Origin of the sequence: Erythrobacter sp. R86502 (assembly GCF_042466465.1) — a bacterium.
Lineage (GTDB): Bacteria > Pseudomonadota > Alphaproteobacteria > Sphingomonadales > Sphingomonadaceae > Erythrobacter.
In genome coordinates this window covers 1,049,163-1,070,256 of sequence record NZ_JAXHCJ010000001.1, presented here as the reverse complement: position 1 = coordinate 1,070,256, position 21,094 = coordinate 1,049,163, and the positions used below count along the sequence as shown (strand labels likewise).

The 21,094-nt window shown below is 60.1% G+C and carries 24 protein-coding genes; 13 read left to right on the top strand and 11 right to left on the bottom strand.

Annotation, left to right across the window (positions count from 1 at the left end):
* Window positions 1-114 precede the first annotated feature (114 nt).
* The gene (gene greA, locus SJY33_RS05120) at window positions 115-591 is read left to right on the top strand and encodes a transcription elongation factor GreA (protein ID WP_379921514.1); all 477 of its coding nucleotides are present in this window, start codon (window positions 115-117) and stop codon (window positions 589-591) included.
* Between the two features lie 23 nt (window positions 592-614).
* On the opposite strand, the gene SJY33_RS05115 is transcribed toward greA, so the two are convergent.
* The 6 genes from SJY33_RS05115 to SJY33_RS05090 all read right to left on the bottom strand — a co-directional run bounded on the left by SJY33_RS05115 (window position 615) and on the right by SJY33_RS05090 (window position 3,482).
* Window positions 615-1,097: a GNAT family N-acetyltransferase gene (locus tag SJY33_RS05115; RefSeq protein ID WP_379921513.1), complete on the bottom strand. Its 483-nt coding sequence runs from the start codon at window positions 1,095-1,097 to the stop codon at window positions 615-617.
* A gap of 9 nt (window positions 1,098-1,106) precedes the next feature.
* Window positions 1,107-1,337 carry a DUF4170 domain-containing protein gene (locus SJY33_RS05110; protein ID WP_379921512.1) on the bottom strand — a complete coding sequence of 77 codons (231 nt, stop codon included), beginning with the start codon at window positions 1,335-1,337 and terminating at the stop codon, window positions 1,107-1,109.
* A gap of 88 nt (window positions 1,338-1,425) precedes the next feature.
* Window positions 1,426-1,992: a hypothetical protein gene (locus SJY33_RS05105; protein ID WP_379921510.1), complete on the bottom strand. Its 567-nt coding sequence runs from the start codon at window positions 1,990-1,992 to the stop codon at window positions 1,426-1,428.
* The gene (locus SJY33_RS05100; RefSeq protein WP_379921509.1) at window positions 1,989-2,363 is read right to left on the bottom strand and encodes a hypothetical protein; all 375 of its coding nucleotides are present in this window, start codon (window positions 2,361-2,363) and stop codon (window positions 1,989-1,991) included. The genes SJY33_RS05105 and SJY33_RS05100 overlap by 4 nt, the downstream gene beginning before the upstream one ends.
* A complete protein-coding gene (locus SJY33_RS05095) occupies window positions 2,360-2,800 on the bottom strand; it encodes a phage holin family protein (RefSeq protein WP_379921507.1) in 441 nt (146 codons plus the stop codon). The genes SJY33_RS05100 and SJY33_RS05095 overlap by 4 nt, the downstream gene beginning before the upstream one ends.
* Window positions 2,801-2,822: 22 nt before the next feature.
* Window positions 2,823-3,482, bottom strand: a complete 660-nt coding sequence (locus SJY33_RS05090; RefSeq protein ID WP_379921506.1) for a hypothetical protein — start codon at window positions 3,480-3,482, stop codon at window positions 2,823-2,825.
* A 152-nt stretch (window positions 3,483-3,634) separates the two neighbouring features.
* Between SJY33_RS05090 and eno the strand changes: the two genes are divergently transcribed.
* Window positions 3,635-4,921 (top strand): phosphopyruvate hydratase, encoded by a 1,287-nt coding sequence (eno, locus tag SJY33_RS05085; protein WP_379921505.1) that lies wholly within the window; start codon window positions 3,635-3,637, stop codon window positions 4,919-4,921.
* Here the strand turns inward: eno and SJY33_RS05080 are convergent.
* From SJY33_RS05080 to ribB, 3 genes are all read right to left on the bottom strand, one after another.
* Entirely contained in the window at window positions 4,918-5,373 is a 456-nt protein-coding gene (locus SJY33_RS05080; RefSeq protein WP_379921504.1) for a MarR family transcriptional regulator, read from the bottom strand. The genes eno and SJY33_RS05080 overlap by 4 nt on opposite strands.
* A 529-nt stretch (window positions 5,374-5,902) precedes the next feature.
* On the bottom strand, window positions 5,903-6,325 hold the full coding sequence (ribH, locus tag SJY33_RS05075) for a 6,7-dimethyl-8-ribityllumazine synthase (protein WP_379921502.1): 423 nt from the start codon (window positions 6,323-6,325) through the stop codon (window positions 5,903-5,905).
* Between the two features lie 5 nt (window positions 6,326-6,330).
* On the bottom strand, window positions 6,331-7,578 hold the full coding sequence (gene ribB, locus SJY33_RS05070) for a 3,4-dihydroxy-2-butanone-4-phosphate synthase (protein WP_379921501.1): 1,248 nt from the start codon (window positions 7,576-7,578) through the stop codon (window positions 6,331-6,333).
* A gap of 171 nt (window positions 7,579-7,749) precedes the next feature.
* Here ribB and SJY33_RS05065 point away from each other — a divergent pair, with 171 nt between their 5' ends.
* From SJY33_RS05065 to SJY33_RS05040, 6 genes are all read left to right on the top strand, one after another.
* The gene (locus tag SJY33_RS05065; protein WP_379921500.1) at window positions 7,750-9,489 is read left to right on the top strand and encodes an MFS transporter; all 1,740 of its coding nucleotides are present in this window, start codon (window positions 7,750-7,752) and stop codon (window positions 9,487-9,489) included.
* Window positions 9,486-10,601: an HlyD family secretion protein gene (locus SJY33_RS05060; protein WP_379921498.1), complete on the top strand. Its 1,116-nt coding sequence runs from the start codon at window positions 9,486-9,488 to the stop codon at window positions 10,599-10,601. Before SJY33_RS05065 ends, SJY33_RS05060 begins: the two co-directional genes overlap by 4 nt.
* On the top strand, window positions 10,598-11,971 hold the full coding sequence (locus tag SJY33_RS05055; protein ID WP_379921497.1) for an efflux transporter outer membrane subunit: 1,374 nt from the start codon (window positions 10,598-10,600) through the stop codon (window positions 11,969-11,971). The genes SJY33_RS05060 and SJY33_RS05055 overlap by 4 nt, the downstream gene beginning before the upstream one ends.
* Before the next feature lie 77 nt (window positions 11,972-12,048).
* Complete coding sequence (locus SJY33_RS05050; RefSeq protein ID WP_379921496.1) at window positions 12,049-12,810, top strand: hypothetical protein; 762 nt, start codon at window positions 12,049-12,051, stop codon at window positions 12,808-12,810.
* Between the two features lie 95 nt (window positions 12,811-12,905).
* The gene (locus SJY33_RS05045; protein WP_379921495.1) at window positions 12,906-14,324 is read left to right on the top strand and encodes a dihydrolipoyl dehydrogenase; all 1,419 of its coding nucleotides are present in this window, start codon (window positions 12,906-12,908) and stop codon (window positions 14,322-14,324) included.
* Window positions 14,325-14,524: 200 nt separating this feature from the next.
* Complete coding sequence (locus SJY33_RS05040) at window positions 14,525-15,799, top strand: tyrosine-type recombinase/integrase (RefSeq protein WP_379921494.1); 1,275 nt, start codon at window positions 14,525-14,527, stop codon at window positions 15,797-15,799.
* Window positions 15,800-15,827: 28 nt separating this feature from the next.
* Here SJY33_RS05040 and SJY33_RS05035 read toward each other — a convergent pair whose 3' ends face one another.
* Together SJY33_RS05035 and SJY33_RS05030 are read right to left on the bottom strand one after the other, a co-directional pair.
* Complete coding sequence (locus SJY33_RS05035; protein ID WP_379921493.1) at window positions 15,828-16,175, bottom strand: YnfA family protein; 348 nt, start codon at window positions 16,173-16,175, stop codon at window positions 15,828-15,830.
* A gap of 124 nt (window positions 16,176-16,299) precedes the next feature.
* Window positions 16,300-16,704 carry a helix-turn-helix domain-containing protein gene (locus tag SJY33_RS05030; RefSeq protein ID WP_379921492.1) on the bottom strand — a complete coding sequence of 135 codons (405 nt, stop codon included), beginning with the start codon at window positions 16,702-16,704 and terminating at the stop codon, window positions 16,300-16,302.
* A gap of 83 nt (window positions 16,705-16,787) precedes the next feature.
* Here SJY33_RS05030 and SJY33_RS05025 point away from each other — a divergent pair, with 83 nt between their 5' ends.
* The 5 genes from SJY33_RS05025 (at window position 16,788) to SJY33_RS05005 (ending at window position 21,092) form a co-directional block, all read left to right on the top strand.
* Window positions 16,788-17,414 carry a cation transporter gene (locus SJY33_RS05025; RefSeq protein ID WP_379923522.1) on the top strand — a complete coding sequence of 209 codons (627 nt, stop codon included), beginning with the start codon at window positions 16,788-16,790 and terminating at the stop codon, window positions 17,412-17,414.
* Window positions 17,411-18,211: a DUF3703 domain-containing protein gene (locus SJY33_RS05020; protein ID WP_379921491.1), complete on the top strand. Its 801-nt coding sequence runs from the start codon at window positions 17,411-17,413 to the stop codon at window positions 18,209-18,211. The genes SJY33_RS05025 and SJY33_RS05020 overlap by 4 nt, the downstream gene beginning before the upstream one ends.
* Before the next feature lie 61 nt (window positions 18,212-18,272).
* Window positions 18,273-18,602 carry a hypothetical protein gene (locus SJY33_RS05015; protein WP_379921489.1) on the top strand — a complete coding sequence of 110 codons (330 nt, stop codon included), beginning with the start codon at window positions 18,273-18,275 and terminating at the stop codon, window positions 18,600-18,602.
* A gap of 70 nt (window positions 18,603-18,672) precedes the next feature.
* Window positions 18,673-19,890, top strand: coding sequence for a TolC family protein (locus SJY33_RS05010; RefSeq protein ID WP_379921488.1), 1,218 nt, complete (start codon window positions 18,673-18,675; stop codon window positions 19,888-19,890).
* A 2-nt stretch (window positions 19,891-19,892) separates the two neighbouring features.
* On the top strand, window positions 19,893-21,092 hold the full coding sequence (locus SJY33_RS05005; protein WP_379921486.1) for an efflux RND transporter periplasmic adaptor subunit: 1,200 nt from the start codon (window positions 19,893-19,895) through the stop codon (window positions 21,090-21,092).
* Window positions 21,093-21,094: the final 2 nt, after the last annotated feature.

The following is a 21,094-nucleotide window of genomic DNA, read 5'->3' as shown; positions in this document are numbered from 1 at the left end:
TAAGGTTTTCCCCTACAGACCGACAGTGATTTGCGCCGTGAGGATTGAACGGTCGGTATCGCTTTTGTTGGTGATGTGGGGAATGCCGACATAACAAACAGAAAGAACAACGAAATGGCGACGATGGACAAGGTGCCGATGCTGGCCGAGGGGTACGAACGGTTGACGGCCGACCTCAAGATGCTGCGTGAGGAACGCCCAAAAATCGTCGAGGCTATCGAAGAAGCCCGTGCGCACGGCGATCTTTCGGAAAATGCCGAATACCATGCCGCCAAGGAGCGTCAGGGCCAGGTCGAAGCCATGATTGGCGATATCGAGGGCATGGTCAGCCGTGCGCAGATCATCGATCCCACGACGCTTTCAGGTGACAAGATCGTTTTTGGCGCAACAGTGACGTTGCTCGATGAAGACGACAAACCGATCCGTTACCAGATCGTAGGGCAGACTGAAGCCGATGCGACCAAGGGTCGGATTTCCTACACTTCGCCGCTTGCCCGCGCTTTGATTGGAAAGCAGGTCGGCGACGATATCGAGGTGACCGTGCCCTCGGGCGAAAAGTTCTACAGCGTCGAGAAGATTGAATTTATCTAAGACGTCGCGATGGTCTCGGCGCTTCAGCCGAGCCGCTTTTCCATCGCATAATTGTGGATCGCCACCTCGCCGCCACTCGACGGTATCGTAAAATCGCGGCGGTTGCGCAGGACATATCCGGCCCGCGCGAACACGGGGCGGGCCAGTTCGCTCGCTTCGGTGAACAGCCGGGTGGCACCCTGAGCCCGCGCTGCGGTTTCCGCCTCGGCCAGCAGCCTGAGGCCGAGACCCTGTCTCGTGTGGTCTGGGTGGCAGTACAGCATGTCGAGGTGTCCCCCCACCTCGAGAACGACATAGGCGACCGGTCGATCGCCCGCATCGGCTGCGACAAGGATCACATCGCCCTTGGCCGAGCCGCTTGTCAGTCGCTCCACCGAATGGTGATCCGCCCAAGCCGTGACCTGCGCGGGTGAATAGGCCTGCAGCGCAGTGGTGCGGATCGCTGCGAGGGTGAGGACGGAGAGCGCAGCCGCGTCATCCGGCCGGTACGGTCGGATCGCGACCATCGGCGCAAATCAATCTTCCGGGGTCAACAGCTTTTGAATATTTACAACGACATATTTCATTTCTGCATCGTCTACCGTGCGGTGCGCCTGTGCGCGCCAAGCATCGACAGCAAATTCGTAAGAGCTGAACACGCCTACGACGTGAATGCTTTCCGGATCCTGGAATTCGATGGCACGAGGATCTTTGACGCGGCCACCCATTACAAGGTGCAAACGTTGGGTAGGGGTGGTTTCTGCCATATAAGGTACCCTTGGGGAGGAAGGTTGGGCGACCCCTTAGCGCGTGTAGCGCCAAGGGCAAGCCCAACCACGACCCCAAACCTCCAGATTACCAATTGGTCTTGCGCTTCAGATCACGAAAGGCATCGGCTGCTGCGGTCTGTGTGTTGCGAGCCAGCGAGCGGGTGCTGTCCTTGGCGGATTCAGCTGCGTACGAAGCGTTGGAACCAAAACGCTTGGCCTGCGTGGCCGCGGTATCACCAAGGTCGCTGACGCGATCCTGACCGGTGCGAGCCGCGTCCATGACCTCGTCGATCATTGTCGTGGCGTAGGCCAGTACAGTGTCACCGAACGACCGGCCGAAACCGGAACGGCTGCCGGTTGCAGCATTCTTGACGGTGTTCCCCGCGTTGGAGATCGCATCGCTTGCATTGTGGAACGCTCTGCCGGCCACGCGGCGGCCGGGGCGGGTCAGGAGTCCGATTACCAGACCAGTTGCAAGCGCGCCGCCAATCACTGTCAGAGGATTGGCACGAGTGTAGTCGGCTGCAGAGGTCGCGGCATCGCGCGCCTGATCAGCCAAGGTACGTTCGGCGTTTCGGCGTTCGGAAGACTCGATCCTTGCACGAAGCGCATCGCGACTGTCGGTGTTGGCTTCTGGTATCGTGGTGGTCATACGTAATCTCCTTGTGTAGCCGCAGCATCGGGCGCGGCATCGGAATGGTTGTCGTCTTTGTGCTGATCCACGTCGGTGTCATCCATCCAGTCGAGGATGGGGCCACGGCCAAACCAGAGCATGATAGCGCCAATCAGGACGGCTAGTACGGTCTTGTGATCGCCTGCCTGTGTTTTGGCTTGCGACAGAACGTCACGCGCACCGGTACGGACACGCTCGCTAATCGTGGATCCAAAGCCCGAAGAGACGCGGCTTGCGATGCCATCTTCGCCCAAGGTCTCGCGAAGACGGTCGATGTCATCGGTAAGAACAGCCCGTGCCGCGTTGCGCAGCCGCAGATCTTCAATGAAACGCGATGGAAGGCCGGTCATGCCGCCTCTCCTGATACAAACATCGCCGACACTACCTTACCTTCGCGCTGTGCCATCATGACAAGAACAGCGACGCCGATGAGCATGGCGCCCACGACAACTGCGATCGCGCCCCAAATTGTGATGTAAGGTGCCAGAGCGATCACCACACCGACCGCAAGAGCAATCAAGGCGATGTGCAACAACACCAAAGCAAGCACCAAAAGTCCGATCACCCGACCCGACTTCTTGCCCGCCATAACGGCGCGCGTCTTTTGAAACGCAAATTCCGCCTCGGCGTAGGTGCGAGCGTCTTCTGTCAGCGCACCGACGTCTGCACGCAGAGATGAGAACGCGCTGCTGTTATCTTCATCCGAAAAATCATCGGTCGGCGGCAACGTCGGATCATTCAAATCGTGATCCGACGTGCCGAGTGTCGAGGGCTGCGTATCATACATGTGCGTGGCCCCTACCTACGAATCAGTTCCGGTTCCCGCCAAGCATGCGTGCGAGGAAAAAGCCGACAACGGCTGCAATGCCGACAGCCACGCCTGGGCTCTTGCGAACCATCTCGCGGGCATCTTCGCTCAGCTCGTCAACGCTTTTGGATTCAAGCTTTGCCGAGGTTTCCTGCAACGTGCGCGATGCCTTGCGGGCATAGTCACCGTACTGCTCACCCAGCTTTTCGTCGATCTGTGTGGCCGTGTCGCCAACGACCTTACCAAGCGACGCGATTGCATCGCTCGCAGCCTTTTTGCCTTCAACGGCCAGATCGCCTGCCTTGACCTTGGCCTGATCGCCGTAAGATTTGGCGTCTGCGACAAGATCGTTGCCTTTGCCCTTGGCCTGCCCGCTGACTGCCGTAAAACGGTTTTCCGCTTCAGTGCGCAAAGCGGCGGCGCCAGCCTTTGCCTCTTCAAGTGCCGCATTGAAACGATTCTTCGCTTCGGCGACGGGTGCGGATGTGCTTGAAGGATTCATGCCCGACGCGTCAGCGCTTGTGTCGGTCAGGCCGCTGTCAAGCGAACTGGTCGGAGTCAGCGTTCCGGTGGCGGCAGCCCCGCCCGTTACCGGGGTTGCCGGGGTCGTGCGCGTCTTGGGAGCGGTTGAACCGGTGGGGGTTGTGTCTACCATTGTCATGCTTCCATTCTTGTTGTGTTTGAACATCGAGTTGAAGTGCGCTTGCACCGGAATGTTCCACAGCATAGGGCCAGCGGAGCACCTCACGCGACGAGATTCCTCGCGGGGGAGGTGTCTTGTCTCTTTACAACACTTTCCTGCGGGAGCCAATCATGACCGCCATCATCGACATTCATGGACGCGAAATTCTCGACAGTCGCGGCAACCCGACCGTCGAAGTCGATGTGTTGCTCGACGATGGCAGTTTCGGCCGTGCGGCCGTGCCATCTGGTGCATCAACCGGCGCGCATGAAGCGGTGGAATTGCGTGATGGGGATGCGGCGCGATATCTTGGCAAGGGCGTGCTGAAGGCGGTCGATGCCGTAAACACCGAAATCCGCGAACTGCTCACCGACCATTTCGATGCGGAAGATCAGCGTGATATCGATCTGGCGTTGATGGCGCTTGATGGCAGTGCGAACAAGGCACGCCTTGGCGCAAATGCCATCCTTGGCACCAGCCTTGCTGTTGCCAAGGCTGCAGCCAACGCCCGCGGACTGCCGCTGTATTCCTATCTCGGTGGTGTTTCGGCGCATATGTTGCCCGTGCCCATGATGAACATCATCAACGGCGGCGAGCACGCGGACAACCCGATTGATATTCAGGAATTCATGATCATGCCCATAGGAGCTGACAGCATCGCGGAAGCTGTGCGCTGGGGTGCGGAGGTGTTCCATACCCTGAAAAAGGGGTTGGCACAGAAGGGCCTGTCGACCAGCGTCGGCGACGAAGGCGGGTTTGCGCCCAATCTTGCAAGCACGCGCGCCGCGCTCGATTTCGTCATGGAAAGCGTATCCAAGGCCGGATTCAAGCCTGGCGAAGATATCGTGCTCGCCCTCGACTGCGCGGCGACAGAATTTTTCCGCGGCGGTAAATATGAAATTTCGGGTGAGGGGCTCAGCCTGTCGCCGCAAGAGATGGCTGATTACCTTGCAAAGCTGGCTGCCGATTATCCGATACGCTCGATCGAAGATGGTATGAGCGAAGATGATTTCGAAGGGTGGGCCGCGCTGACGGCCAAGCTGGGTGATAGCGTGCAGCTGGTAGGTGACGATCTCTTCGTGACCAACCCTGCGCGCCTGAAGGATGGGATCGCGCGTGGTCTTGCCAATTCGTTGCTGGTCAAGGTCAACCAGATCGGAACCCTGACCGAAACGTTGGCCGCGGTCGATATGGCTCATCGGGCTGGATATACGTGCGTAATGAGCCACCGTTCGGGTGAGACTGAAGATGCAACCATCGCTGACCTGGCCGTCGCTACCAACTGCGGTCAGATCAAGACTGGCTCGCTTGCCCGGTCAGACCGTCTTGCGAAGTACAATCAGCTTATCCGCATCGAGGAAGAGCTTGGCGACAGCGCGATGTATGCGGGCGCCGATTGTTTCGGAGCGCGTGGCTAACCACACTCGACCGCGTCGAAAAACCGATCCATCGCCGCGCGGCCTTCGGGCGACAGCCTGACCAGCACGCGGCGGTGATCATCTGCATCCTTTTCGCGCACGATCAACCCCTCTTCGGCAAGTACGGTCAGCCACCGAAGGCCGGTGGTTGCAGGTGCGGCAGAGCCGATGCATGCGCTGGAAACGGACACTAACTTGCCTTCGCTTTGAGCGATGTACAGATCGAGCATGATATCCCAGGCAGGTTCGCCGAACAGGTCGGGTTTGCCGAACAGTGCTTCGCGCTTACGACGCAACGCATAGGTCCGACGCGCCATGGTAAGCCGGCAGCGGCCCGAAGCAGGCGGGGGTGCGATGCGGGTCTCTCGCATCGACGATCTGCCATCGGCCGCATCACGCAAGCGTACCGCAATCTCCATCAATTCGTCAGCGAACGGATGAAAGGGAGACATGGGCAGTAACAGGTCCAAGTTATTACGATCAAGTGTAGACTCGCGTGAATTTTCGCTCATGCAACCGCCTTCAGGAATGTTCGCCGATATTAAACCGTGTGCATTCAAGAGTATGTTGATACGTCAACCAAGCCGAAATGGCTTTACGGGAAAGTACGCATGTTCTTATTTTCCCGTAATAAACCATGTTAGTGACAAGGCAGTCAGCGATGGGTGATATCACGCCGCATTTGTTGAATGGCGGCATCGACGTGGGCGGCGGCGATGTGCGCGCCCATACGATCCAGGTTTGTCAGTTGCTGTTCTAGCGTTGCAAGTATGTCATCTAGGCCAACAACTCGCGGGGCGGTCGGGGAGAGGTTTTCCACTGTAAAATCCATTTTGGGTTGATCTATTCTCCTATCGCACCCGACCCAGTTGCGACAGCAGAAGCTGGTAGGGTATCGCGTTAAAGCCTTATGCAAATCTACAGAGGGAAAGTACGTAGTCGGGCCGCCATCCCGAAGCGGGACAGGATGACGGACGCGACTTAACCTGCAAACCGATCCTGAAGTTCCATCAGCGCGAGCGCGGCCTTGGCTGCTTCGCCGCCCTTGTTCTTCTGCGCCGGATCAGCGCGAACCAGAGCCTGATCTTCATTTTCGACGGTCAGGATACCGTTGCCAATTGCAATCCCGTCCATCGTCAGCGCCATGATCGCCCGCGCGCTTTCGCCCGCAACGATTTCGAAATGATAGGTTTCGCCGCGGATCACCACTCCGATCGCAACAAAGCCATCATAACGATCGGCTTCGGTTGCCAGCGCGATCGCACCGGGGATTTCCAGCGCACCGGGAACTGTCAGCACCTCGACCTTGTGGCCTTCAGCTTCCAGCGCGGTGCGCGCGCCCGCGATCAGCATGTCGTTCAGATGGGCGTAGAAGCGCGCTTCGACGATAAGGATATCAGCCATGACTGTTACTCCGGAATGGGGTGGAAATCGGTAATGGTCAGGCCATAGCCTTCGAGTGCGACCAGATCGGGACGGCTGTTGGAAAGCAGGACCATGTCGGAAACACCCAGATCGACGAGTATCTGTGAGCCGATGCCGATGTTGCGCATTTCTTCGTCAGCGCGCCATTCGCCCGTACCAACGCGCCCTGTCAGGATCACGATTACGCCCGATCCATGGTGACCAATCGCTTCCATGGCGCGCTGCAAGGTGCGCTTGCGATGACCTGGTGCGCCCAGCACATCGTCAAATACCGAAATTGGATGAACGCGGGCAAGGGTGGGCTCACCCGGGATGATGTGCCCTTTTTGCAGAACATAGGCTTCGCTGCTCGCAACCCGGTCGCGATAGGTGATCATCCGCCATTGGCCGCCGTAGTCGGAGGTGAACGCACGTTCGGCCAGCCGTTCGACCAGATGGTCGTTGCGCATCCGATAGGCGATCAGGTCGCGGATCGTGCCGATCTTGAGATCATGGCGCCGCGCAAACTTCACAAGATCATCAAGGCGGGCCATGGTCCCATCGTCATTCATGATCTCGCAAATCACGCCCGACGGGTTGAGGCCCGCCAGTCGGGAAATATCGACTGCCGCCTCGGTATGGCCAGCGCGCACCAACGTGCCGCCATCGCGGGCCATTAGCGGGAACACGTGCCCCGGTGTCACCAAGTCATCAGCACCCTTGGCGGCATCGATGGCCACTGAAATCGTGCGGGCGCGATCAGCCGCCGAAATGCCGGTAGTAACGCCTTCTTTTGCCTCGATCGAAATGGTGAAGGCGGTCTGCATCGATTCCTTGTTGTTGCGGCTCATCGGCTGAAGCCCAAGGTGGTCGACACGATCCTTCGTCAAAGCAAGACAGATCAAGCCACGTCCGTGTGTGGCCATGAAATTTACCGCCTGCGGCGTGGCCATCTGTGCCGGAATGATAAGATCGCCTTCGTTTTCGCGGTCCTCATCATCAACCAGAATATACATCCGGCCATTGCGTGCTTCGTCAATAATTTCTTCGATCGTGGCAAGCACGGGCTTGTCGGCATTGGCATCAAGGAAGGTCTCAAGCTTGTTTAACGTCTCAGCTGTCGGGTTCCAGCTGTCATCAGTGCAATCGCGCAAGGTATTGGCATGAAGGCCCGCAGCCCTCGCAAGCCCAGCACGGGTCATTGTTCCTGATGTGACAAGATCGCGAATGCGTGTGATGATCGATGTGTTCATGGCGGCGGAATATCACATTTCGATGTGAGCGCAATGCCGTTAGTACCAGTATTAATTTAAAACCCACTTCCAGTCTTCGCTGGTGCAAATTTGCGGCTTAAGATAAGGGCCCGACCATCAGATCACTCTTGAACTAGGGCCATCTGTAGGATTGTGTGCAAGGGGATCTGAATGTCGCAAAGGTCCGACAGCTCCGGTTTCAACAATCCATCGGACAAAGGGGCTGTAAACTCGCGCGCGGTTCTTTTTGACGACGCGAGCGGTTATGAATTTAAGCCGCATGAAATGCCGATCCTTCCCGGCTCTCCGGCTAATCCCGATCATCCGCCCGCTCGGCGCGCTGGGTACTTTCTCATCGGTACATTCATCGGCCTGGTCGGCGGCGCGCAAAACGGCTTTCTGCTGGCAAACACGCCCGCATTGCAGGCCGAATTCGCGCTGACCCCGGTAGAGGCGGGTTGGCTGACAGTTGCCTTCTACGCCACCTATGCGACGATGAGCATGCTGCTGTTTCGTGTCCGGCAGGAATTCGGGATCCAGCTGTTTGTGCGATGGGCCATGGCCGGGCTTGTCGCAGCCAATTTTGTGCAATTGATCGGGCCGGGCTATTATGGCGAGATGGCGGCGCGTGCTGTGGCGGGCATCGCTGCCAGCGGTCTTTCGGCGCTTGCCATTTATTATCTCATGCAAGGTCTTCCGCCTGCGGTACGGATTGCAGGGTTGGTGCTGTCGCTGGGGCTCACGCAAGTGGCGTTTCCCATGGCGCGGGCGTTGTCTCCAGTGCTGGTGATCGATGGCGACATGGACCGCATTTTCGTGTTTCAGTTTGGCCTGTCCTTGCTGGGTTTGGGGATGGTCTACCTGCTGCGCCTGCCCCCCGGGGTGCGCAAACAGACTTTTGAGCCGTTGGATATTCCGAGCATCGCGTTGTTCATGATTGGCGTTGGTGCGTTGTGTGCGTTTCTCATTCAGGGCCGAATCCAGTGGTGGGATGCGCCGTGGCTCGGGTATGCTGCCGCCTTGGCAATTGTCGGGTTGGGTGGGTGTCTGTTGATCGAGGCAAACCGCAAGGCTCCCATGCTCGATCTCAGCTGGCTGTCGAGCCGTGCCGTTCTGGGGATCGCGGCGATCGGTGCGACGGTACGCATTCTCGTCGCCGAACAGGGGTTTGGTGCCACCGGCATGTTTGCGGCGCTGGGTTATGGAAACGAACAGCTGACGAGCTATTTCTGGATACTGACAGGTGCGACACTGGCCGGGATGATCCTTTCGATCATCCGGCTCGACCCGAAAGATCTGACCCGGCCCGTGCTGTTTGCGGTGTTTGTGATCGGTGTAGCTGCCTATGCCGACACACGTACCGGCATCCTGACCCGTCCCGAAGATCTGTACATTTCCCAAGCAGCCATTGCCTTTGCCGCGGTGTTTGCGATGGGACCGGTTTTGATGGAAGGGATGCTGCGGGCGCTGGCGGCGGGTCAGAATTTTGTGATCAGTTTCATCGCTGTTTTTTCGCTGTCGCAGTCGGTGGGAGGGCTGGCGGGGATCTCGCTCTTGTCGGCGTTTCACACCGTGCGATTGAAGACCCATCTGATCGATGCCGCCAGCACCTTGGCCTTGGGCAACGCGCAGCTGTCGCAGGCGGTCAGCAATGCCGCAGCGCGGACGGTCCCCCTGCAGCAGGATGCAGCAGTGATTCAGCAAATCACCGCCGCGGACATATCGCAGAGGATTGGACGAGAAGCGGCGGTCCTTGCCTTCAACGATGTGTTCTTTCTGATCGCATCGCTGTCAGCGCTCACGTTCGCGTTGTTGTTCGTGCCCTGGGTGATGAACCGGATCCGGGGGCGCAATCCTTTGGCAAAAGAATTGGCCTTTCTTGAAGACATGCGCGCAAGGACGCAGAAATGACATCTTCCGAACAACCCATTGCCGATACGGTCACGAATAAGCCCGCCGAAGCCGGGCCTGCCGTAGAAAAGGGATGGTCGCCCGACGTTTCGCGAAACCGGGTGATTGCGGCGGCTGCGTTAATCGCGATCGGCGTGCTCGCTGCGCTTTATGCATGGGGGTTGCCCCCGTTCGGAAGCGGAGATCAGACGACCAACAACGCCTATGTTCGCGGCCGCACCACAATCGTCAGTCCGCAGGTCGCGGGTTATCTGGTCGATGTTACCGTGACAGATTTTCAAAGGGTCACAAAGGGAGATTTGCTAGCGCGCATCGATGACACACCCTTCCGCGGTAAGGTGCAGCAAGGTGAGGCAAACACGGCAGCACAGCGCGCCAACCTTGCCAACAGCGTACAAAGCCTGCGATCGGCACAGGCACAAATGGAATTGCAGGACGCCTCTGTTGCCAGCGCGCAGGCTGGTTATCAGAAGGCGCGGGCTGACATGAACCGCATTGCCGAACTGGTTGATGAAGGGTCGGTGTCCCTGCGCGAACGCGATCAGGCGCGGGCCGCATTGCAGCAAGCCCAGGCGCAGGTTCGTCAGGCGCAGGCCCAGCGCGCCATCGCGGAAGAGAACGTTCGTTCGGTAACTGTCGGTCGCGGCGCGCTTGAAGCGCAGGTTGCAGGCGCCGAAGCATCGCGCGAACTTGCCCAGTTTGAACTATCGCGAACTGAAATTCGTGCGCCGCGTTCCGGCCGTCTCAGTGAAGTTCTGGCGCGTGAAGGCCAGCTTGTCAGTGCCGGGACGCAGCTGATGTATATCGTGCCCGACGAATTGTGGGTCGTGGCCAATTTCAAGGAATCGCAAACCGAAGGTATGGCGAAAGGCCAGCGTGCAACGCTTGAAATTGACGCTTTAGGGGGCTTATTCCTGTCGGGGCGGGTCGAAAGCATCGCCCCGGCGGCGAGCAGCGAATTCAGCATCGTCAAACCGGACACGGGCGCAGGCAATTTCGTCAAGGTGCCGCAACGCATCGCGGTTCGCATTGTGCTTGATCGCGGCCAAACGGCAGCCAAACGGCTGGGGCCCGGAATGTCCGTCATCGCAACCGTGCATACCGGCAAATGACCGGGATGCGCGGCGTTTCGTTTCTTGTGCTCGGCCTATCGCTGGGACTTGCGGGCTGCGCGCCCATGATCAGAGATGCGCCTGTAGCGACAGAAGCCCCGCCGCCCGTCGCATGGCGCACCGATTTGGGGGTAACTGCACCTGTTGAGTCTACGTGGTGGGAAGGTTTTGGCAATACGCGATTGTCTGCGCTGGTTGCGAAAGCGCGTGCCAGCAATCCCGATATTCTGATCGCCGCCGCCCGCATCGAAGAAGCCCGCGCAACAGAACGTGCATCCCGTGCGTTTCTTCTGCCAACGTTCGGTGCAGGCGTGGAAGGCGGCGAACGGCGCGAAGTGTCGCCGTTCGGTCAGCCGCTCGACCTGATCGCAGTGCAGCCTTCATTTCAGGCCGCTTATGAGATCGATCTGTTTGGCAAGAACGCATCGCGCGTAGCGGCCGCACAAGCGGCGGTAGCGGCGGCATCGGCCAGCGCGGAGGCGGCAAGCCTTTCGGTAGCAGCCGCCACTGCGACAGGTTACATCACGCTGCTTGCGCTGGATGCGCGCATGTCGGTTCTGGAACGCACTGTCGAGGCGAGACGGCAAGCGCTGAAATTTGCGCGGGACCGCGCGGAGGTTGGTTACACCTCGCAACTGGAACTGCGGCAGGCGGAGGCTGAATACGAAGCAACCATTCAGCTGGTTCCGCAATTGAAGACCCAGATCGCGCGTCAGGAAAACGCGCTTTCGGCGTTGGTTGGCGATGCGCCCGGAGCGATCGCGCGCGGAGGTGCGCTGACCGACATCACGCTGCCACCACCGCCTGATGTCCTGCCTTCGGAATTGCTTCGACGCAGGCCTGACATTGCTGCGGCCGAATATCGTGTGGCCGCCGCTGATGCGCAAATGCGGGTTGCACGGGCGCAGTTTCTGCCCTCGATCAATCTGGGCGTCAGCGCAGGCGTGGCGATTTCAGACCTTCTGGCCGATCCGATCGCAGTATGGTCGCTGGGCGGCAGCATTCTCGCCCCGATCTTTCAGGGAGGCCGTCTGAGCGCGCAACTTGATGCAGCAACGGCACAGCGCGATCAGGCCGCTTGGGCCTATCGCGCGGCTCTTCTCAACGCCTTGCGCGAGACTGAAGACCGCATGGTGACGCTAGCCAATTTGTCCGCGCAGGAACGGTCGCTCGAAGCGCAGCGAACGGCTGTGTCCGATGCCCTGCGCCACGCGATCAATCGTTACCGCGCAGGCTATACCCCTTATATCGAACAGATCGATGCGCAGCGTGCCTTGCTGGGGGTCGAGCTGTCGCTTGTACAGACCCGCGCTGATGAATTGACGACGATGGTGGGCCTTTATCAGGCGGTGGGCGGTGCACCGCGCTAAGCCGGTTCAATGGAACATTGGTATGCCAGTAGTCTTAGATCAGCAGAACCCCCACGAACGCACCCATAGGAGTCGACGTGAAACAGCTGCATGATCATTTTTGGAATTTTCGCGGTTCCTTCAAGGTTGCGAAGGTTATTGATATCGGCACGCAGATGTCGCTGGTTCGGCGGCCTAATGGCCGTTTTATCGTGCTTGATTCCTACGATCTTGACGAGGATGATCTGGCGCATCTCTTGTCGCTGACGGACAACGGAAACGCGGTCGACGCGATCATAAATGTCCATCCGTTTCATACCATTCATTGCAAAGCGCTGCGATCGGCGCTGCCCAACGCCCGCATGATCGGCACCCGGCGGCACCGGGAAGAGGTTTCTGATCTTGGATGGGACGCCGATGCCATTGAAGACGCCGAGACCCAGAATCAATTTGCCGATGCACTCGAATTCACCATCCCTGACGGGGTCGATTTCGTCAGTTCCGATGACAGCGTACACGTATCATCAGTGATTGTTCGCCACCGTTCCAGCGGGATCGTTCACGTCGATGATACGATAAACGTGCTGATGCCCCCGGAAATTTTGAAGGCCGTCCTTCCGGAACCGCGCTTGCGGTTTCATCCCATGCTGAAAAAGGCACTTCAGGAACGACCCGGCGCTGCAGACGATTACGTGCGGTGGGCGCGAAAGATTGCAAGCGATTGGACTGGAACCCCGGTCGTTTGCGCCGCTCATTCTGCGGTACGCACCTTGCCTGAAGGAGGCTGGGAGACGGAAATCCTGTCCGCACTTGACGATGTACAGGACACACTGTCGGCACACCGTGACACATATGGGTGAATTTAGGCCGTGATTTGCCTGGCTTTGGAGAGTTTCATGATTGATTGCACCTCAAACGCAGCGACGATCATCGCTTTTCACGTGGTAACGCCTGTATGAGCGCGCCCATCGAACTATTGTGTGATGTGGCCATCATCGGTGCAGGCACCGCTGGTCTGGCGGCTGAACGCGCCGCCCGCGCCAATGGCGCGAAAACGCTGCTGATCGATCCGAATTTTGATGGAACCACCTGCGCCAACGTAGGCTGCATGCCATCAAAGCTGCTTATCGCCGCGGCAAAGGCCCGGCGTTCGGTTGATCGCGCGCAAGTCTTTGGTGTCAACGTCGGCGATGTCAGTGTTGATGGTGAGAGCGTGATGCAGCGGGTCCAAGACGAACGTGATCGTTTCGCAGCTCTCACACGCAAATCCATCCGCGAAATACCTGATGGAATCCGCATTGAGGCGCGCGCCAAATTTTCCGGCCGTTGTACGCTTGATCTGGACGACGGGCGCTCAATCACTGCAAAGACAATTGTAATCGCCACAGGCTCGCGTCCGGCAATGCCCGATGCCTTCGCCAAACTCGGCGATCGGGCCCTGACCAACCGGACCATATTCGAACTGGCAACGTTGCCTCGCCGATTGGCTGTGGTGGGGGCAGGGGCCATTGGCCTGGAAATGGCACAAGCCTTTGCCGGTCTGGGTGTTGCCGTCGCGTTGTTCGACAAGTCCGAAACGATGGCCAAGGTGCGCTGCCCGCGGGTTCACGATGCCTTGGAAGCCATTATCAGTGATGAACTGGAAGTCCATCTGGGGGTGGATGTGACCCCTGAACGCCGCGGCGATGAGGTGTGCCTGCGCTGGGAGGGGAAATCAGTGGGCGAAGCCATGTTCGATTATGTGATCGTCGCAGTAGGCCGTCCGCCGGTGCTGGACGGGATTGCAATAGAAAACGCCCAGGTCGCCTTGGACAGTGATGGCGTGCCCTGTCACGACCGTGCCACCATGCGATGCGGCGACAGTCCGATATTCCTTGCAGGCGATGTGGCCAATGATTTGCCGCTGCTGCACGAGGCATCGCATGATGGCGCGATTGCCGGCCGAAATGCGGCGGCTTATCCGGCGGAGGTCAAGACCGATCGGCATGTCCCTTTCACCATCACATTTACCGATCCGCCAGTCGTCAGCATTGGCGAGTCTGAAGCGGATGGCGCAGTCAGCGGCTGTTCGGACTATTCCGATCAAGGGCGCGCCCGGGTTGAGGCGCGGGCTGAAGGGGCAGTGACGCTTTATGCCGCAGCGCCCGATGGTGTGCTGATTGGTGCCGATCTTGTCGCACCGGCAGGTGAGCATCTCGGACACCTGTTGGCGTGGGCTATCCAGAACGAGATGACCGCGACGCAGGTTCTGACGATGCCGTTCTATCACCCCACGATCGAAGAAGGTTTGAAACAGGCGCTGCGCACCGTTTGCGCTGCAACCCCGATCGAGATCCCGGCCACGCAAGACGCAGGATCGCCATCAGGAGGGTGAAGCCACCCGGCGCTATTCTATCGCGATATAAAGGATGGTGGACGCACTTGGGCTCGAACCAAGGACCCGCTGATTAAGAGGGGCCTTCCGGGGCCTTTCCAATCACACTCCATGCTACGCCAAACTACGCTCAAAGGCTTGAAACGGTTGGATTAATTCTGCCGTGGATTACCTTAACCTACGCCACGGCTTTCCCGCAAATGATTACGTGGCGATTACGTGGGAGCGTGAAAACCATGCCCAGTCAGTCGATCACCTTGCGAACAATCGAGGCTGCCAAGCCCAGCGCGTCGGGCGATGTTTACACTTGGGACACCGGCCTCAGAGGCTTTGGATTGCGGGTCACACCGCGCGGCGTCAAGAGCTATGTGCTGCAGTACCGGATCGAGGGTGGCTCAGCGCGGCGCAAGACCATCGGTATCCATGGCAGCCCGTGGACGACGCAGACGGCACGGCGCGAGGCCGAGCGCCTGCTCATGCTGGTCCGGCAGGGCATCGACCCGGTCGAACAGCAACGCGAATTGAAGCGCCGCGAGAAGGCGCTCAACTTCTCGGCCTACTGTGACCTGTTCGTCGACCTGTACCTGCAAGCGAACTGGCCCGACACCTGGCCAGAAGCCATGCGGATCTTGGAGAACATTGCCAAGCCGCGGTGGGGTAAGCGGCCTCTGTCGGCACTGAAACGGAGCGACATGGTCAAGCTGATGGACGACTATGCCGACCGGCCTGGCCAGCGGAAGGCAGTCCATTCGTTGCTGCGCAAACTGTTCAACTGGGCGGTCGACCGCGAGGACATCGAGGTCTCGCCGCTGGCAGGCATGAAGGCTCCCAAGGCTGTTGCATCGCGGCGGCGGGTCCTAGGCCACGAAGAAATCGTCTGCCTGTGGAATGCCTGCGAGCATGTCGGTTGGCCATGGGGACCCTATGTGCGGCTGCTGATCCTGACGATGCAGCGTCGGCAGGAGGTCGCCGAGATGGATTGGAGCGAGATCGACCTCGAGGCCAAGACCTGGACCCTCCCGCCTGAGCGCACCAAGAATGACGAAGCCCATGTTGTGCCGCTATCGCCGCTCGCGGTCGAACAGTTGCGGGCTATGAGCCCAAAGCGGTCAGGCCTGGTTTTCACTACCACAGGCAAGACCCCGGTATCGGGCTTCTCCAAGGCCAAGCGTACCCTTGACGAGCATATGTTGCGCATCATCGCAGAGCGCTTTGGCCATCTGAATGTGGAAATGACCCCGATCGTGATCCCCGAGTGGCGTTTCCATGATATCCGCAGGACGGGAGCAACCAACCTTCAGGCACTTGGCATTCCGATTGAGGTAACCGAAGCCGTGCTCAATCACATCAGCGGAACGCGGGCAGGGGTAGCTGGCATCTATAACCGGTACAAATATGACGCAGAGAAGCAGAAGGCATTGGAGTTGTGGGACAAAAAAATCACCGAATTACTGAGTGCTAGTCCAATATGCTAAGGCCGTAATGGCGACTTGCGAATGAACCTCATGAGGCTGATCGTCCCGGTCCCATCAGGATCAACCCTGCTCCGGCGAGACAAATTGCAGCGCCAATGACATCCCAGCGGTCGGGTCGCGCGCCTTCGACACTCCAAAGCCAAATCAGTGATGCTGCGATATAAACGCCGCCATAGGCTGCAAACGCGCGGCCTGCGGCGGGCGTATCGACCAGCGTCAGCAGCCATGCGAAGATCGCAAGCGAAACCATGCCCGGCGCAACCCACCAGGGAGATTTGCCGAGCCGCAGCCATGCCCAAAACGAGAAGCAACCGGCGATTTCTGCCAGTGCGGCGAAGGCATAAATTAGTCCGGTTTGCAGGGTCGGCATGGTCATGAATTGATCCGTGGAGGTCGCGGGCCTGTCCAGACCATCGCTTCGTGTCGCAGTATCGTCAACGCCGCCTGCCGCATGCATGAACGCGAGGCCGAAGCAGCGTTGTCGGTGGAGCGATCGTCCATCACTTCGCGGGCACAGTGCGCGGGGCCAGGGTCTCGATGATCTTGCAGTCGGCCACCGTCCCGTGACGGCAGGAACCGATGATCCGATCAAGCTCGACGCGCAGCGCTGTCAGATCGGCAACCTTGCGGTCGATTTCGGTGAGGTGGACGCGCGCGATACCATCAACTGCATCGCAGGATTGGGCCTTGTCATCCGATAGCGTGAGCAGCTCGCGCACGGCTTCGAGCGTGAAACCGAGATCGCGGGCGCGGCGGATGAACGACAGGCGAGCCAGATGATCATGGCCATAGGCACGGTAATTGGCACTTGTCCGTGCGGGTGGCGGCAACAGCCCGATCTTTTCATAATAGCGCACCGTCTCGACCTTGGTCGCCGTGGCGCTCGCGAGCTCGCCAATCTTCATTGCCACTCCTTCGGGCTTGACCCTGTAGTTGCTACAGGGTGTAGATAGAGTGCCGACTCGGGATTTGTCGAGAAGGCAAGATGATGGCTGATGATTGCTGCAAGGCCGCGTGCGGAACGACGGCAACGCTGAATGACCCGCGCTGGCGCAGGGCTTTGTGGATCGCGCTCGGCGTCAACGCCGGCATGTTCGCTGTCGAGATGGCGGCAGGTGCCGCTGCTGACAGCCGTGCGCTGCAGGCGGACGCACTCGATTTTCTGGGTGATGCTGCCAATTACGCGATCAGCCTGCTGGTTGCCGGGATGGCGCTGGCGTGGCGGGCACGGGCTGCCCTTGCCAAGGGGCTTACTCTTATCGGCCTGAGCGGTTGGGTCATGATCACAGCGGTGTTGGCGGCATTGGGCGGAGCTGCACCCAAACCTGAACTGATGGGGATCATCGGCGCGCTCGCGCTCGCAGCCAATGCTGGCGTCGCCATCATGCTCTACCGCTTTCGGACGGGTGACGCGAACATGCGTTCGGTCTGGATCTGCTCACGCAATGACGCGATCGGCAATATTGCCGTGATGGCTGCTGCGCTCGGCGTGTTCGGCACCGGGACAGCCTGGCCCGACCTTATTGTTGCTGCGCTCCTGGCGCTGCTCGGGATCAGCGGCGGCATTCAGATCGTCCAGCAGGCGCGGCTTGAATTGCGGAGCGTTACGACATGAAGGTTTCCCGATCGACACGTATCGCGCTCAAGCCGGAAACTGTCTGGGCCGAGGTGCAGACTGCGCGCCTGTTGCAGCATATCGCTTGGCCGCTGGTGCATTTTATCCCGGTCGATGACGCGGCGTTCGAGAGCTTTCAGCCCGGCGGGCGCTACCAGGTTGAGCTCCGGCTGTTCGGCATGATCCCCTTCGGGACCCAGTGGATCGTGAGCTCGCTGCATGAACCTAAGGGCACCCAATGGCCCAAGCGACTGCGTGATGACGGCTATAGTGCCCTCATCTCGAAGTGGGATCATTGGATTACGGTCGCGCCGGACAAGGACGGCGGGACGCGTTACATCGACGAGGTCGAAGTTTCGGCCGGAGCCCTGACCCCGTTCATCTGGGCCTTCGCGCAGATCTTCTATTGGCACCGGCAGCGGCGCTGGCGGGGGCTTGCCAATAGCTTTGCTGCGCGGTGGGTGATCGCGGCCGAAATGGCGGCATACCGGTTAGCGTTAGAAGCCGGCGACGATGATCGTGCGTGGCACCATCTGGAGCGGGTTCATATCGTTTCGCAGCCCTATCTTGGCCCACATCTCGCCAGTCATGGCGCCATGCTGGGGTTTGCGATCCGACGGCGCGATTGGAGCGAAATGCTGGGCCAAGTCATCCGGATTTTGCTGGCTCCGCTGGGTTCGCTGACGGGCCGGTTGCCGGTGGGTAATTCCGGGCGATCTAATGTGAGCGCGTTTGCGCCGATGCCAATACCTGCCGATCTGGCGGAAGCGTTGCGCCAGCAGGAACTGATTTCGTGACATCGCAGCTGTCAGATTGCTTGATTAACCCTTTCAAGCTAGTGCGGCCATGATGGCGCGCGTGCTTCTTCTGTTTTGGCTGGCGGTTGGACTGGCATTCGGCGGCGTAGAATCGCCGTCGATGGCGCATGATGCCTTGCCTTTTAGTGCTGTCATTGCTTCGTCAGACGTAAGCGGCCATGCCGAAGCAGCGCATCGCGACCATGCTCCCGACGATGAAAATTCTCCCTGCCACGCCGTGGTTCATCACCATTGCAGCGTGGGTCTTAATGCCGGCGCGCCGGTCATGGTCGAAAGCCTGTCGCTGGCCCGTGTCGCGATGCGGCCACAAGACAGCGCCATCCTGAGCTCTTTGGCGCAAGCCCCGCCGCTTCAGCCACCTTCTGCCTGAACTTGCACCGTAACGGCGCACGGACCTGTGGGTTCGCGCGCTGAACGCATGCCAAGTTCAGGAGTCTTTCATGCCCATATCCTTGCGCGCCGCCCTTATGGCTGCGGCGCTGGCCACTGCCTTTCCGGCCTTGGCCGAACCCATAACGCTCGAGACTGCGATCGAGCGTGCCATTGCAAGCCAACCGCGCCTTGCTGCAGCTGCGGCGCGTGTCGACGCTGCCGAAGCGCGCGCACGTCAGGCCAATGTTGGTCCCAATCCGCAGGTCAGCCTCGAGGTCGAGGATTTCGCCGGAAGCGGTCCCTTCCGCGGCTTGGACAGCACACAAACAACGCTGGCGCTTAGCCAGCAGCTCGAGATCGGGGGTCAGCGAAGCGCCCGGCGGTCCGTTGCGGCAAGCGAGCGTGACGTGGTGGCCCTGGCCCTGCTGCGCGAGCGCATTGATCTGGTTCGCGACGTTGAACTGGCCTTTGCCGAGCTGGCAGCGGCGACGGATCAGGCAACGCTGGCGCGCGACAATGCTGCGCAAGCGTCATCGCTTGCCAACACCGCGCGCATTCTGGTCGAAGCGGGCCGCGATCCGCCGCTAAGGCAATTGCGTGCCCAAGCGGCGCTTGCCGAGGCCCGTGCCGCCGAGGTTGAAACATTCAGTCTCATGCTTGCCGCACGGCGGAACCTCGCAGTGCTGGTTGGGTCAGATGATCCAGATCTGACGGTCGCAGCCGGTTCGCCGCAGCCCCGACGAACAACCAACGATCCTGCCTTCATCGGCATCAACGAGCGGCTTGCCGAGGCGGAACGCCGCGTGGCTGCAGCGCAGGTGACGCTGGCGCAGTCGGCCGCTGTTCCTGATGTCACGGTCAGCGGCGGTCTGCGGCGTTTCAATGACGGGCGCGATACCGCGTTTGTTGCTGGCCTATCGCTGCCAATTCCGATCCGTGACCGCAATCGCGGCGGGATCGAGGCGGCGCGAGCGGACGAGACCGCAGCCGAATATCAGGCAGAGCGTGTGCGAGCCGAGGCGCGGCGAGACAGGGCGCAGGCACAAATGCTGGTCGAAGCTGCCGAGACGCGCTTGGCCGCACTTGAGGGGCCTGGCCTTGCCCAAGCCGAGGAGGCAGTGAGGCTGGGGCAGGTCGGCTACAATGCCGGGCGCTTCTCGCTGCTTGAATTGCTCGACGTCCAGGGCGCGCTGACGACGGCGCGCCGTTCCATCATTGAAGCCCGGCTTGACCGGGCCCGCGCGATTGCCGCGCTCAATCGCGCCTATGCGCGCGAGGAGAACTGATCATGACGATTGACCGAAAAATGCTGGCCCTGATCGGCGGGGCCGCGATCATTGCCCTTGTAGGTGGCGGCGCGGGCTATGTGCTGCGCGGCGACGCAGCACAGAGTGATGAAGCTGCTCACGGCGCTGAGTCTGGCGGCGATGCGGAGGCCGAGGTGGCGCCAGGGGAAGGCACCATCATGGTGACCGAAGCGCAGCTGCGCACAGCAGGGATCGTGGTTGCGGCAGTCGGAGAAGGCTTTGCCGGGGGCGAAGTGACAACGGCGGGCGTGCTCGTGCCGCCGACACAGTCGGTCGGTCATGTCACCGCACGCACGTCGGGCGTTGTCGTGCGGATCTTGCGCCAGCTCGGCGACCGGGTCGCGGTAGGTGATGCGCTCGCTGTCATTGACAGCCGCGAGGTTGCCGAGGCGCAGGGCGCATCGGCACGCGCACGGCGCGCAGCCGAAGCCGCACGCACTGTTCTTGCGCGAGAGGAAAGTCTGTTCCGCCAACGTGTCACGGCACGTCAGGAATATGAAGCAGCGCAAGCCGCCTACGATGCGGCGCGAATTGATGCGCAGCAAGCCGAGCAAGCCTTGCGTGCGCTGGGTGCAGGGACGGGAGGAGGCACCACCCGGCTGATGATGCTGCGTTCGCCGGTTGCGGGTGAGGTTACTTCGGTGACCGTTACGCCGGGTGAATATGTTCCGCCCGAGCGCGAGCTTTTTCAGGTTGCCGATCCGCGCACGGTCTGGGCGGAATTGATGATCCCTGCGCGCGATATCCAGCGCGTTCGGGTCGGCCAGACGATGATGCTTTCTGTTCAGGGTAGCGATCACCCGCACACGGGCCGTATCCGGTTCCTCTCTCCCGCTGTTGATCCGGCCACCGGGGCGGCCAAGGCGATCGCCACCATCGACAATCGCGATGGCGACCTTCGTGTCGGCCAGAATGTCAGTGCGCGGGTCACGACGCCCGGGAGCGATAGCCAGCGGGTGCCAGTGGTGCCGCGCAGCGCGATCCAGGAGGTTGAGGGGCGCAGTGTTGTTTTCGTGCGCACGCCGCGCGGCTTTGTCGTGCGGCCGGTGACGGTGGGCACTGGCAGCGATTCCGCCGTGCCGATCATCTCGGGTCTGCGCGTCGGCGAACGCGTCGCGACCGTCAATGCCTTCGTCCTCAAAGCGGAACTCGGCAAGGCCGAGGCCGAACATGATCATTGAGA